The organism is Capnocytophaga sputigena (assembly GCF_900446695.1).
Taxonomy (GTDB): domain Bacteria; phylum Bacteroidota; class Bacteroidia; order Flavobacteriales; family Flavobacteriaceae; genus Capnocytophaga; species Capnocytophaga sputigena.
In genome coordinates this window covers 275,449-289,286 of record NZ_UAVP01000003.1, presented here as the reverse complement: position 1 = coordinate 289,286, position 13,838 = coordinate 275,449, and the positions used below count along the sequence as shown (strand labels likewise).

Sequence of the window (13,838 nt, the reverse complement as noted above, 5' to 3'; positions counted from 1 at the left end):
TTGTTACCTATTACTTAAAATCTATATCCTACCCCTATAGAGAGTGTTCTATTCTTGAAATTGTAATCAGGACTGATACCTATGTGAGTAAGGCTAGTCTCATCTGCTTCAAAAATACTGGTGAGTCCTTGTACCCAGCGAGCTTCAAAAAACCACCCAGAGTCGGTCATATAACCAATGCCAACTGTCATTGCTCCATCAATAATGTCTAACGCATCATCTTTTACACGTGTTACAGGGTCGGTACCTGCATCAAAGTAGAAGTTAGGTTTATCGATGCGATATTCTAACTGAGGTCCTATGTGCAAGTTGATACCTTTTCCTACATTGAAACGAGCTAATACAGGTAAAGAAAGATAATCTAAACTCAGTTTGGCTTTACCATAAGTATTGGAGGTAATATTTGCTCCACGTCGGTTGTAAATACCTTCCACTTGTAGAGAGAACAAATTAGAGAGCGGAAATTCTAACGTAATTCCTGCATAGTAGCCGTGATAAGGCTTAAAATTAGCACCATCACTCACGTTGCCTTTTAGGGTAGCATAGTTATAACCAGCTTTGAGCCCTATGTATTGCGCTTCTACAGCATAAGAAGCTAATAAACATACTGCTAATAATACTATTTTTTTCATTGTTTTTATATTTTTTTAGTAGTTATAATCTTTACAGGGCAAGCTTTTTGAGCTTTTTCACAATCTTCAAAAATGCTATCATCATAGCTTTTGAGAGTAAAAAAACCTTTTTTCTCAGTAGAACGCAACAGCACACTTTTGCCGTCCTTTTTAGACATTTGGAACTGCTCAGGCGCCATTTCTACACAATAGTTGCATCCTATGCACTTTTCACGTTGTAAGGTTACAATCACCATAGCCTTATACCCCCTTTTTCTTATCTTCTTCTTTATTAGGTTTTATTAAAATAGCATATATTTCAATAGCAAATCCTAAAAGCACCAAAGCAGGGGCTAAGTGTATACGTCTGAAATTGAAAATTGAAGCGTCAAATACTGCAGGATTATCACTTCCACCGCCGCTCATTAGTATAAAACCAATTGCAATTACAGCCAACCCTATCCCCATTATAAGATAGTTTTTCTTTCCGAATATAAAAGTTGAATGATGTTTCATATTTATTACTTGTTACCTAATAGTAAAGGTCATTTGTGTTCAAATTTAAAAATCGTTGTGTAGCAAAATAGGTGCTCAACCAACTGATGAGAATCCCCATAGCGAGAATTCCTATAAAAACGATACATAATATTGTGTTATCTAACAATATAGAAAACTCAGGATATGATTTTACAATTGCCAAGAGTGCCCCGTAGAATAGCAGTATAGCGAGGAAAGCACTCAAGATACCCAAACGTACATTGGTACGAATAAATGGGCGACGTATAAAACTACGAGTGGCACCTACTAATTGCATTGTTTTGATAATAAAACGTTTAGAGTAAATAGATAGGCGAATAGAAGCATTGATGAGCAATACTGATACAAAGGAGAATAGTGCGCTAAACACTAAGGTAATAAGTCCTATTCTGTTTACATTCTCATGAATAAGTGCTACAAGTGATTGGTCGTACACTACTTCTGATACGAAAGAATTTTGCTCCAATTCACGTTTAATTTCAGCCATTCTATCGGGTTCAGCATAATCAGCTTTTAAACTCAAGTCTATGACATTTTGTAAGGGATTGGTGCCAATAAAGCTCACAAAATCTTCACCTATGTCCTTGCTAAAGGTTTCGGCAGCTTTATCTTTGGAGATAAATTGCAATGATTTTACGAAAGAAGCTACTGAGAGTGTTTTTTGTAACTGAGCGATATCAGCGCTTTTAGCTTCGTCTTTAATGAGGATAGTAACGGTTACTTGTTCTTTGAAGTGATTGGCTAACTTTTTAGTACTGAACACTAAAAAACCAAAGAATCCCAATAGGAAGAGTACTAAGGTAATGCTCACTATTACCGAAAAATAGGAAGTGAGTAATCGTCGTTTGTTAAAAGAATCAATAGACCGAGCCATTCTTGTTTTTTTCTATTTATAAACTAAAAATCAGGCAAAAGTATAATATTTTTTTGAAATAGCAAAAAAATGGTTATGAGTTGTTTGTTTTTAGGTGTTGGTAAGTCCTTTTTTATTCTTTATATTTCTAAAATCGTGATAAAAATAATACTTAAAAAATGCTAAAATTTTTGCAAAAGTAAATAAAAATTGTATTTTTGCGGGGTATATTTATAAATATATCGCTATGAAACAGAAAATACAACTTCTTTTAATCTTGTTGCTCCTAACTTCAGGAGCCCTCCAAGCTCAAATGAAAACCATTACTGGGGAAGTTTTCGACGAGAACAATGAGCCTCTGCCATTAGTTGAAGTAATTATTAAAAACACAAATTCATCAAAAACAACCAAAGGTGTTTCAACAGATATTGATGGTAAATTTGAACTCAAAGCCAGAGTAGGTGATATACTTGAGTTTAGCTTTTTCGGGTATGAAACTCAAAGAAGAAAAGTAGAGGGTAAAAATAAAACTATCAATTTTAGGGTGGTTTTAAAAGAGGAAAAAATAGGCCTTTGTATCCTCCCTTTTATTACTATTCCTCCAAAAACTATGGCTTTGGGGATCCAAAAAGTCCCATATCGTTTAACCTATCTACAACAAGCTGTATCAAGCAAAGACCTCACTCAAGTCAAGCAAGCAAATTTTGTAAATAGCCTTGATGGTAGGGTTGCGGGTTTGCATATCCAGCGCAGTGCGACGGGTATCGGTGGGGCTACTAAAGCTACTATGCGTGGGGCTCGCTCGCTTTTTGGCGATAACAATGTGCTTTATGTGGTGGATGGAATGCCTATAGCCAACCAAGCTGAAAGAGGGTTTGGGGGCAATGGCAGAGATACCAGCGAAGGTATATCCGACCTTAATCCTGAGGACATTGCAGAGGTCGTAGTACTACAAGGGGCACAAGCCACTGCCCTCTATGGAGCATCGGCTGCTAATGGGGTACTGCTCATTCGCACTAAGAAGGCTAATGACAATCAACTCAATATTAACTTGTCTTCCTCAGTAGAATTTGTAAATAAACTAACAAAACCTGAGTTTCAAGAAACTTATGGCAATGACTTAGGACAATACACTTCTCTCTCTACTCGCGCCTTACCTAAGGGTACTGATTTTAATATCAATGATTTTTATAGAACAGGTCACCTATACCAAAATTCACTAAATGTTTCAGGTGGATTTAATTTTGAAGGTGGCAATAATAAAACGTATGCTTCAGTAGCTTCTTTGCAATCAGGAGGGATAGTGCCTAATAGCGTATATAACCGTTACAACGCTTATTTGCAAAATAGCACTTCTCTGTTAAAAAATAAGTTGAATATAGATCTTTCAGGTAACTATATCCGTCAGTATGAGCGCAATCAGGTTGCTTCGGGCATTGCTTTCAACCCTATAGTAGGTTTATATTTATATCCAAGAGGTGAACAATTTGCTCAAGAGCGTTATTTTGAGCGTTATGATGCTGTAGCAGGTTATGATAAACAGTATTGGATAGCAGGTTCTGGAACTCCTGATACTCCTGCTAATTTAGGAGAAAATATCCAAAATCCTTATTGGATTGCCTATCGCAATTTGCGTCCTGCTACTAAAAATCGCTATATGTTTTCAGCTAAAGCGAACTACAAAATTATGGATAATTTAGAAGTGGCAGCTCGTTTTCGTATGGATAATACTTCTTCAACTATGGACGACAAGCGTTATGCTACCACACTTCCTGCTTATGCGGCTGCCAACGGTTACTATGCTCATTGGAAAGAAACCTTTAAACAACAATATGCCGATGTTATCGTTCATTATAATAAAACGGTTTTAGGTTTGTATTTAGACGCTCATATCGGAGCCTCTTATGAAGGCTATGACACTCAAGTAGAGGGGTATAGAGGGAATCTGACAAATGTAAACAATTTCACTCAAAGCAATATTGCAGCTCCTACAGCGATTTCTCACCCATTATGGGGAAAAAGAAGCAATACTGCTTTCTTTGCAATGGCTGAAATAGATTGGAAAAATAAATTATACCTCACTCTCTCAGGTCGCGCTGATAAACCATCCAATTTTCCTTACACAAGCGAAAGTACAGTCTTCAGTCCGTCAATAGGATTAGCAATACCCTTATATAATTTTGTAAATATAAATAAAGATATATTGAAAGATGCCAAATTGCGCGGAGGTTACAGCCAAGTAGCCGCCCCTATGAGCTATGCGGGGTTAGGCGTTGCCGAAACTTCTCGCGCTTGGATAGGTGATTTGTATACTTTACCTAACTACCCTGCTGATTTACAGTTAGAGCGTACTACCTCTTACGAAGTAGGTTTAGATACCCGATGGTTTAACAATCTTTCATTGAATGCTACATTCTATCACACCCGCACTAACAATCAGTTAGTTCCCATTTTGTGGCAACAAGCGGGAGAGGTACAAAATCAAGGAGTAGAAGTAGCACTTGGATACACTTATAACAGAGCATTGAAAGGTGAAACTCAAATCATTGCTTCTACTAATAAAAATAAGATACTGAGCCTACCTCGTGAGATTGCCAATGGTATGTACACCTTGCGTGAAGGAGGTGAAATAGGCGATATATACGATGCTAATGGCAATAAATTAGGCTCTACAAATCCTGATTGGCTCTTAGGCTGGAAAGGGAAATTGAGTTATAAAAATTTTGATTTAAATTTCTTGTTCAAAGCGCGTTTAGGTGGAATAGTTCTTTCAGAAACAGAACGTTATTTTGATCGTTATGGGGTTTCTAAAGCCTCTGCTGATAATCGTGCTAACTATGTTCCTTTTGTAGTCAATAGAACTGCTGCCGATTATCAATATTCGGCTACTAATATTCGCTTACAAGAAGCTGCTCTTACCTATCACTTTAGAGAAGGTTTTATTGTGAAAGGATTGAAAGATCTTAGTGTGTCATTAGTAGGTAGCAACTTGCTAATGCTCTACAACAAAGCACCATTTGACCCCGAAATAGTGCCTTCTGTAGGTACTTATGGCAGCGGCTATGATAAATTTATGTTGCCTTCCGTAAGAAGTTACGGATTAAATGTGAAAATGCAATTCTAAAATTCTATAATGATGAAAAAAATATTTTTAATACTCAGCTTGCTCTCAATAGTAGCTTGTAAAGATGAAACTACCGAAAAAATTGCTCACCCCAATATTGACCAAAAGGTATATTTTGTAGGCAATAAATCACAAGAGGTATTTGTACAACAATACCAAGAAAATAACTTAGAAAATATAAAAGCCCGACTTATTTATCCGGCTGAGAAAAACCTTTTTGCAGATCTCCTTACAGGGGATGCGCAATATCTCGCTGATTATAATGAACGCTATGGCGTGAATTATAAATTGTTACCTGCTGATAAGTACAATGTTGATGAAATTATTGTCTTTGGCAAAGGTGAAAGAGAAACTCCTATAAAAATTACTATAAAAAATCTCATTTTCGATGATGATGAAGTGTATGCCCTTCCCTTGCAAATTGTGAATAGAAAAAGTATACAAGCAATTGAAGGACAAGAACATTTGCTGTTAGTGATCCGTCCTAACAGATATAGTAAAGTGTTGAAAATGGGCACAACCTCGGTAACTTCTACCGAAATTCTTTCTTCAAGTAATGTTTTTCAGCAGTGGAGTTTTGAAACTACAGTGTATGTAGAAAATCTTACTGATGAAGTGCCAATTGTGGGGCTCAATAAAAATACAGCAAATCCATTAGAAATAGTGTTTAAAAACGGACAATTACAAGTACAACTGAATGCTGTTACTGCTCTTGAAATCCCTACAACAGCTTTTGCTCCTCAAGTAAACAAATGGTATGCTCTATCGTTTACTTATGATGGCAATACATTGCGTGCTTTTGTAAATGGCAAACCTATTGCTGCCCAATTGTTACAAGGAGGATCTCTTCAACTTAGGAATCTATATATAGCAGGTAGTAATCAGCGTTTGAGAGAGTTGCGCTTTTGGAGAAGAGCTCTTACCCAGCAAGAACTTAAAGCCAACCTATGGCATACTTTGCCTACTAACAAAGACTTACAACTCTACTTGCCTCTCAATGGTAAAAAAATAGATTTTAATACCAAAGTGGTAACCGACAACGAAACAGAGCTTTGGGATTGGTCATCTTATGGAATGCCTACAATCAGTTTGCCCTCAGGAGCTTCTTTTGATAGTGCTACGGGCAATGGATATAGATTTCCACCAGAAAATTAATAAATTAGCAAATTAGCCATTGGCTAATTTGCTAATTCAAATTTTACCCCTCTGAGTTCTTCAATCTGTTGTAACAAACGATGAATGATTTCCAATCCTGCCATATTTACTTCAAGGTCATAATGCCAATTTGTGAAGCGTTCAAAAGCAGAAAGTTGGTCGTAATGAAGGTAAGTGGTATTGTTGATGACCTCCGTTTGTATGAGTCCACTGGAGGCTAAGTCGTCAAAAAAAGTGATTTCTATATTGTACAAACGAACGATGTCTTCTCTTGATATTCTCTCTTCCATAACTATGAATTTTTAAGTTGTTCAAACAATTCTTTTTGTTTCTCAGTAAGATTTTTAGGCAATTGTACTTGGTAAGTAACAAAGAGGTCGCCAAAGCTATCTTTTTGTTTGTATATAGGGAATCCCTTACCTTTGAGTCGCACTGTAGTACCGTTTTGGGTTTCAGGAGCAACCTTCATTTTTACCTTGCCACTTAGAGTCTCTATTTGCACCTCTCCACCTAACATAGCAGTATAAAGGTCGATGTTTACAGTTGTTTTTAGGTCGTTACCATTGCGTTCAAACTGAGTGTCAGGTTCTATGTGAAAAGTAATGTACAAATCACCATTAGGACCTCCGTTATAGCCTTCTTGTCCGTGACCTTTGAGTTTGATTTGCAAACCTTCATATACTCCTGCTGGTACGGTTATACGTATGTTCTTACCGTTCACCGTAAAGGTGCGTTGTTGTGTAGTAGCTACTTCTCGTAATGGGAGAGACATATCGGCATAAAGGTCTTGCCCTTTAAATTTACCTGAAGCACTGCTATAGCCTCTACCAAAACCACCTGCACGTCCCCCAAACATATCTCTAAAGAAATCGGAGTAATCCTCATTTGAATAGTTGCCTTCACCAAAACCTTCAAAACCTTCAAATCCTCCAAAACCACCACCACGAGCATATTGCTGTTGTTGGGCTTTTTCATACTCCTCACCATGTTGCCAATGTTCACCGTACTTGTCATATTTAGCACGGTTTTCAGGATTGCTGAGTACTTCGTTAGCCTCGTTAATTTCTTTAAATTTTTGCTCTGCTGTCTTGTCGTTGGGGTTCATATCAGGGTGATATTTTCGTGCCAATTTGCGGTAGGCTTTCTTTATATCATCTTGAGTAGCAGTTTTTTCTACTCCCAGTGTTTTATAGTAATCAATCATATTTACTAAAATTAAAGTACGCAAAAGTAATACTTTTTTTTTATTTGTGATACGTAGTTTCCAATTATTTTGTAATTTTGCCCCCTGAAGAAAACTAAGTACCATTTTGTGAACACATCATATTTTAAACAATCGTTTTTTATTGTTTTGCTGGCTACCCTCATCTTTATAGGTTTTAAGGAGTTTTTGCCAGCACGCATATTTCCTGAAGCCAAAGCTATGGATAATGTAGTGGTAGATAGCTTGATGTTAGAAGCTATATCAGGTAAGGAAATTGATAAAGTGCTCAGTCAGGCAAATGATTCAATGGCTACTACTAAGAGATTGAAAAAATCCGATGAATATCTCTTTGCTTTTTTTAAGAAGTTACACGAACTCGAAACTACAAAAAAAGGAAAGATAAGAATAGGCTACTACGGCGATTCTATGACCGATGGTGACTTAATTGTACAGGATTTAAGAGCTCTCTTTCAAGATGCTTTTGGCGGACAAGGAATTGGATTTTTGCCTATTACTTCCGAGTCGGCTAAGTCTCGAGGAAGTGTATGGCACACTTATTCTAATACTTGGAAAACACAATCGTATGTAAATGTAAAACGCCCTAAACGTCCATTTGGGGTGTGTGGGCAAGTGTTCTTTACTCAAGGAAATGGCACTTGGGTTCAGTATAAATCATCTAACCAAAAACATATCAATCAACTGTATGCCCCCGTGCTATATTATGGTTCATCAGGCAATAAGGAAGCAAAAGTAGAAATTATATATAACGATACAGTAAAAGTAGTAAAACCTTTGTCAACTAATAAGTTACTGAATACTCTGTCTCTTACTGAAGGTCATAATACTAAGTCTGTACGTATTAATTTTATCAAATCTGATAGTATTCCTATCTATGGAGTGAGTTCAGGAGAACGACAAGGTGTATACGTTGATAACTTTTCAAGTCGTGGTAATTCAGGCTTGCCAATCTCTCTTTTCAATGTAGATTTGATGAACCGATTTGATGATGCTCTTGGCGGATATGACCTCATTGTGTTGCATTTCGGTGCTAATGTCCTAAACTATGGTACTTTGGATTATTCTTGGTATGAAAGAGGAATGACCAAAGTAGTAAACCAAATACGCGCTTGTTTCCCTAATACCTCTATTCTTATCGTCTCAACTGCCGATAAATCAACTAAGGTGAATATGGAAATGCAAACTGATAAAGCGGTAGTGCCTTTGGCAAATGCCCAACACAAATACGCACGCAATACTCATTCTGGTTTTATCAATTTGTACGAATTGATGGGAGGAAAAGGTTCTATGAAACAATGGGTAGAAGCTAATCCTTCACTTGCAAGTAAGGATTATACTCACTTCAATGCACGAGGTGCTAAAAAGGTTGCTCATTTGTTGTATAATAAATTGATGGAAGAGTACGAACATTACAAAGACCCTCATAATAGTCAGAAAGCTGATGTTTTTGGTGAAAAAATAAAAGAAATACAAGAAGTACACCCTACTACAACCACTACCGCTACAACTACTGTTGCTACTGCTACACGTACTGTACAGCCTGCTACACCAGCGCGACAACAACCAGCTGCACAACCAGCACATCCTGTACAACAAGCACCAGCAGCTCAACGTACTCCTAAAGATAGTGTTAAACCCAAAAAAACAGATTTATACGAATTGTAATACTAAAAAACACTAATAACACACTAAAAGACACAATTATAATGAAAAAGAAACAATTAGTAAAGAAAATCATAATGGGGAGTTGTATGCTCTTGGGGGTAGCACTCTATTTAAGAGCTAACTATACCTCAGCAGAAAATATCTCCCCTCCTTTGGCTGCCAAAGATACCCTCTCAATGTATGCCAAAAACAACGCCCCGAAAGAGTACAACAATATGTACAATACTTCGGTGCTTAATCCTTTTTTTGAAAAATTAGCTACCTTAGAAAAATCTAAAGATCGCAAACTGAATATCGTACACATAGGCGACTCACACATCCAAGCTGATGTAATGCCCAATGTGATGAGACAGCGTTTGCAAGAAAGTTTTGGCAATGCAGGTTTAGGCTTGGTTTTTCCTTACTCTCTAGTCCGTACTAACGGCGGGCGCAATGTAAGTTTTACTTCTAATATCTCTTGGGAAGTTCAAAAAAATACTTCTTCACCTCTCGCAGGAATCACGGGTTACGCTCTTTCTACTAATAAGAAAGATTTCGTGATAGAACTGAACCTAAAAAATAAAGATTACGCTTTTAATACCCTTAAAATTATTACCCCTAAAAATCAACGCCAATTTGAGTTAGCAACCAATGTAGGTAAGGTAACCGCTCCTTTAAAACCTTCAGCTCCTAAGATGATTTCACACAAGGTAACCCAAGGAGAAACCCTCTATGCGATTGCTAAAAAATACCACACTACGGTAGCTTTATTGCAGAAAAACAATCGTTTGAAAGGTAGTAACATCCGTATAGGACAAGTGTTGCATATCGCTTCTGCAAAAGGAATTTCAGGCACTGTACCTGCTTCCACCCCTGCAACTAAAGTGGATATGAGCAATGCGACTATCCTCAAAGCTAATTCACTTTATAACTACTATGCTTATGAAAATTTAAACGTTTCTGATAAAATATACTTAACCCCTAATACCGAAAGCAGTTCGTATACGCTTAATGGTATAGTACTTGAAAATGACCAAAAAGGAATTATTTATCACACTATTGGTGTGAATGGAGCACATTTTTCTGATTACAACAAATCTGAATTGTTCTTTGAACAAATAAGTGCTCTCGAACCCGATTTGATAGTGATTTCCTTGGGAACTAATGAGGCTTATGGCAGGCTTGCTCCTGAAAGATACGATACTGAGGTGATGAAGTTTATCAACACTATACGCACTCAGTATGGCAACTGCCCTATTATACTCACTACTCCTCCTCCTTTTTTGTATAGAAAAAAAAGTACCACTTCATTGTGTGTAGAATATGCTGATACATTGATAGACAACGCTGTAAAGGATGACTATAGTGTGTTCGACCTCTATCGTGCCTTAGGGGGTAATGAAGCAATGAGTAGATTTATTCAACAAAACCTTATCGCAGGTGATCGCGTACATTATACCAGAGATGGTTATTTAGAACAAGGTGCGCTTTTCTTCGATGCTCTTATGAGTAATTACCTAAACTACAAAAAACAATCTAAACACTCTTTTAAATCCATTTTAAATTGAATACAGCAGCATTAGCCCAGTGGTTTACCGATAATTTTAGCTTCACAACTGAACAAGTAAAACAATGGTTTACCTATAACCCCAATCACCCTCTACTATTTAATAGCAGTTTGTTTTTGGGGCTATTTTTGGTGTTTTATTTAGTGTATATTTTCACTAAAAAACACGTCCATTTCCGTACAGTATATGTTACCTTATTTTCACTGTTTTTTTATTACAAAGCAGGTGGTAATTACTTTGTACTACTAATACTCTCTTCGGTATTAGACTATTTTTTTGCTGGACAGATTTACAAAACCCAAAAACCTGCTGCGCGAAAATTCTTCTTGGCAGTGAGTATGATAACCAATTTGGGGATATTGTTCTATTTTAAATATACAAACTTCCTTATTGATAGTTTTAACGCTATTTTCCAAAGCAATTTTGCGCTGATGGATATCATATTGCCAGTAGGGATCTCATTCTATACTTTCCAAACGATGAGTTACACAATTGATGTGTATCGTCGTGAAATAGAACCTGCTAAGAGCTTTTTAGATTTTGCTTTCTTTGTGTGTTTCTTCCCTCAGTTGGTAGCAGGACCTATTGTAAGAGCAAAAGATTTTATTCCACAAATATACAAGAAGCTCACTCTCACTAAAGAAGAAACCTCATTGGCTCTTTTCCTTATCATAGGAGGATTACTCAAAAAGGCTGTGATTTCCGATTATATTTCACTAAACTTTGTAGATAGGGTATTCGAGGCTCCCAATAGTTATACTCCTTTTGAAAACTTAATGGCAGTCTATGGCTATTCATTGCAAATTTATTGTGACTTTTCAGGTTATTCGGATATGGCAATAGGCTTAGCCCTACTGATGGGCTTTACGTTGCCTATAAACTTCCGTACGCCTTATCAATCTAAAAATATTACCGAATTTTGGCGACGTTGGCATATCTCACTTTCAACGTGGTTGAAAGACTATTTGTATTTCTCGGTAGGAGGAAACAGACGAGGTACTTTCTGGGGGTACTTTTTCCCTACTTTGTTCTTTGGGGCTACACTATTTTGGGCAGTAAAAATGTACGACACAACTCCTATACCGCTTTACATTGTAGCAGGGGCGATAATAGTATTTGTATTAGCCATAGTAGTAGCTAAAGATACAAAAAAATCAGTGCGTAGCCATTTCAACCAAATGACAACAATGCTCTTAGGAGGATTATGGCACGGGGCTAATTTGCGTTTTATCATTTGGGGAGCTCTTCACGGACTTGCCTTGGCTGTGCATAAAACATTTATGGACTTTTTCCCTGCTAAAAAAGAAGATGAGAAGAAAGGTTTCTTCAGTAGCACTGCCAATGTAATATTTGTGATAATTACCTTTCACTTTGTGGCTTTCTGTTGGATATTTTTCAGAGCAAAAGACTTTGATATAGCCCTTACAGTGATGAATAATATTGCCGAACTACAATTCGATTGGCACAAATGGCAAACAATTATAGAAGGTTATAGAAATGTATTCCTACTAATGGCAATAGGCTTTGTATGGCATTTCTTCCCTCAAAATATGAACGATCAACTGAAGAATTTCTTTGGAAGTATGCCTATACTTTTCAAAGCAGTGATAGTAGCACTCACTTTCTGGGTAGTATATGCTACTGCCTCCAGTGGGGCACAACCTTTTATATACTTCCAGTTTTAAGGATAAGAAATAAAAAAGGCTTTGCTAACTCGTAGCAAAGCCTTTTTTACTTTTCACTTCTCACTTCTCATTTCCATAGCTGTCAAACTCCTTCATAGGAATTTTCTTTCCATCGAAGTTGATGTTTTTAAGTTCATCAGCTATGTCACTACCTTTGCCTACGATGATGATTCTGAAGTTTTTTAATAGAAAATAACTATTAGCAACTCGTTGTACATCTTCTTTAGTTACTGCATTAATCTTGGCGATATAGTTTTTGTAAAAATCTTCGGGTAGGTTGCGCACTTTTATATTGATAGCGTAATTGGCAATCGTCTGTGGGCGTTCAGTAGCTAATACAAACTGACCTAAATACTGTGCTTTGGCTTGTGCTAACTTCTCTTCACTCACTATAGTAGTTTGTATGCGTTTTACTTCTTTGAGTATCTCGCTAATAGCAGGCGCTGTTACTGCGTTGCCTACTTTGGTTTTGATGCTGAAACTACCTTTTGTCCATTTATCGGTTTTGAAAGTAGAAAAAGCTCCGTAAGTATAGCCGTGTTCTTCGCGCAAATTCATATTGATATAACTACCAAAATCTCCACCTAAAATACTGTTGGCTACTAATAGAGGGAAGTAATCAGGGTGAGACATCTTGAGGTCGATGAGGTTTGTAACTTGTATTTCCGATTGTACTGCGCTGGGCAAATCTATAAAGTTAATTTGCGTTTCACTCACATTCTCAGGGATATATAAAGCAGGAGTTTCTTCTGAATAAGGTTGCCAATCAGCGAAATGTTGGTTTACTAAAGTAATTACTTCTTCGGGGTTTACATCACCCGTAACTACTAAATAGGCATTGTTAGGCACAAAACGCTTGCGGTAATAGTTGGTTACATCGTCTAAGGTGAGGGCAGCAATCTGGGCTTCAGTAATGTATTCGCCGTAAGGGTGAGCCGTAGTGTAGCGCAAGGTTTGCCGTACGCGTTTCATAATCACCTCAGCATTGCTTTCGTTAGCACGGATACTTTGGATAATGCGTGCTTTTTCTTTTTCCATATCCTCCTCAGTGAAGTTAGGGTGCAGGGCTGCATCAGCAATGAGCGCTAATACTCGCGGGAAATATTTAGAGAGTACTTGAGCGTATGCACCATTAGGAGCTATAGATAGTGTTGCAGCGAGATAATCTATTTCCTCGTTAAAATCATCTTTATTGATAGAGGTAGAGCCATTGCCCGCCATTAGTGAAATAAGGTCGGAAATTCCTTTTTTTTCTTTTTCTAATTCTGGACATTCGTCTAAAGAGAGACGGATGCCTACTTGAGGAAGTTGGTGGTTTTCTACTATCAATAATGTGAGTCCGTTCGGAAAACTATGTGTAATAGGAGTTCCTAAATTGATAATAGGAGCAGCTCCTGGGGTAGGTTGTATAGAGCGGTCTATATGTGTCATTTTTGTTT

General features: G+C 37.2%; 12 protein-coding genes. 5 read left to right on the top strand and 7 right to left on the bottom strand.

Translation table 11 applies throughout. From position 1 onward, the window contains the following. Positions 1 to 14 precede the first annotated feature (14 nt). From DR017_RS01535 to DR017_RS01520, 4 genes are read right to left on the bottom strand one after another with little or no spacing between them, the layout of a single operon-like run. Positions 15 to 632, bottom strand: coding sequence for a porin family protein (locus DR017_RS01535; RefSeq protein WP_002680959.1), 618 nt, complete (start codon positions 630 to 632; stop codon positions 15 to 17). 5 nt (positions 633 to 637) lie between these two features. Then, entirely contained in the window at positions 638 to 868 is a 231-nt protein-coding gene (locus DR017_RS01530; protein WP_002680813.1) for a ferredoxin, read from the bottom strand. A gap of 4 nt (positions 869 to 872) precedes the next feature. Further along, the gene (locus tag DR017_RS01525) at positions 873 to 1,127 is read right to left on the bottom strand and encodes a DUF3098 domain-containing protein (RefSeq protein WP_002680906.1); all 255 of its coding nucleotides are present in this window, start codon (positions 1,125 to 1,127) and stop codon (positions 873 to 875) included. A gap of 16 nt (positions 1,128 to 1,143) precedes the next feature. Continuing rightward, positions 1,144 to 2,022 (bottom strand): cell division protein FtsX, encoded by an 879-nt coding sequence (locus DR017_RS01520; RefSeq protein ID WP_002680866.1) that lies wholly within the window; start codon positions 2,020 to 2,022, stop codon positions 1,144 to 1,146. Between the two features lie 226 nt (positions 2,023 to 2,248). Between DR017_RS01520 and DR017_RS01515 the strand changes: the two genes are divergently transcribed. Further along, positions 2,249 to 5,125, top strand: a complete 2,877-nt coding sequence (locus DR017_RS01515) for a SusC/RagA family TonB-linked outer membrane protein (RefSeq protein ID WP_002680979.1) — start codon at positions 2,249 to 2,251, stop codon at positions 5,123 to 5,125. A gap of 12 nt (positions 5,126 to 5,137) precedes the next feature. Next, positions 5,138 to 6,280, top strand: a complete 1,143-nt coding sequence (locus DR017_RS01510) for a DUF1735 and LamG domain-containing protein (RefSeq protein ID WP_040361591.1) — start codon at positions 5,138 to 5,140, stop codon at positions 6,278 to 6,280. Positions 6,281 to 6,303: 23 nt separating this feature from the next. Here DR017_RS01510 and DR017_RS01505 read toward each other — a convergent pair whose 3' ends face one another. Next, entirely contained in the window at positions 6,304 to 6,570 is a 267-nt protein-coding gene (locus tag DR017_RS01505; protein WP_002680845.1) for a chaperone modulator CbpM, read from the bottom strand. 2 nt (positions 6,571 to 6,572) lie between these two features. Continuing rightward, positions 6,573 to 7,484, bottom strand: a complete 912-nt coding sequence (locus DR017_RS01500) for a DnaJ C-terminal domain-containing protein (RefSeq protein WP_002680956.1) — start codon at positions 7,482 to 7,484, stop codon at positions 6,573 to 6,575. A gap of 108 nt (positions 7,485 to 7,592) precedes the next feature. Between DR017_RS01500 and DR017_RS01495 the strand changes: the two genes are divergently transcribed. The 3 genes from DR017_RS01495 to DR017_RS01485 are packed head-to-tail and all read left to right on the top strand — an operon-like array spanning position 7,593 to position 12,399. After that, the gene (locus DR017_RS01495) at positions 7,593 to 9,167 is read left to right on the top strand and encodes a GDSL-type esterase/lipase family protein (protein WP_002680851.1); all 1,575 of its coding nucleotides are present in this window, start codon (positions 7,593 to 7,595) and stop codon (positions 9,165 to 9,167) included. Positions 9,168 to 9,208: 41 nt separating this feature from the next. Beyond that, positions 9,209 to 10,714: a LysM peptidoglycan-binding domain-containing protein gene (locus DR017_RS01490; RefSeq protein ID WP_002680976.1), complete on the top strand. Its 1,506-nt coding sequence runs from the start codon at positions 9,209 to 9,211 to the stop codon at positions 10,712 to 10,714. Then, positions 10,711 to 12,399 carry an MBOAT family O-acyltransferase gene (locus DR017_RS01485; protein ID WP_095909092.1) on the top strand — a complete coding sequence of 563 codons (1,689 nt, stop codon included), beginning with the start codon at positions 10,711 to 10,713 and terminating at the stop codon, positions 12,397 to 12,399. Before DR017_RS01490 ends, DR017_RS01485 begins: the two co-directional genes overlap by 4 nt. Positions 12,400 to 12,459: 60 nt before the next feature. On the opposite strand, the gene DR017_RS01480 is transcribed toward DR017_RS01485, so the two are convergent. Beyond that, positions 12,460 to 13,830: a M16 family metallopeptidase gene (locus DR017_RS01480; protein ID WP_040361947.1), complete on the bottom strand. Its 1,371-nt coding sequence runs from the start codon at positions 13,828 to 13,830 to the stop codon at positions 12,460 to 12,462. Between the last annotated feature and the right edge of the window lie 8 nt (positions 13,831 to 13,838).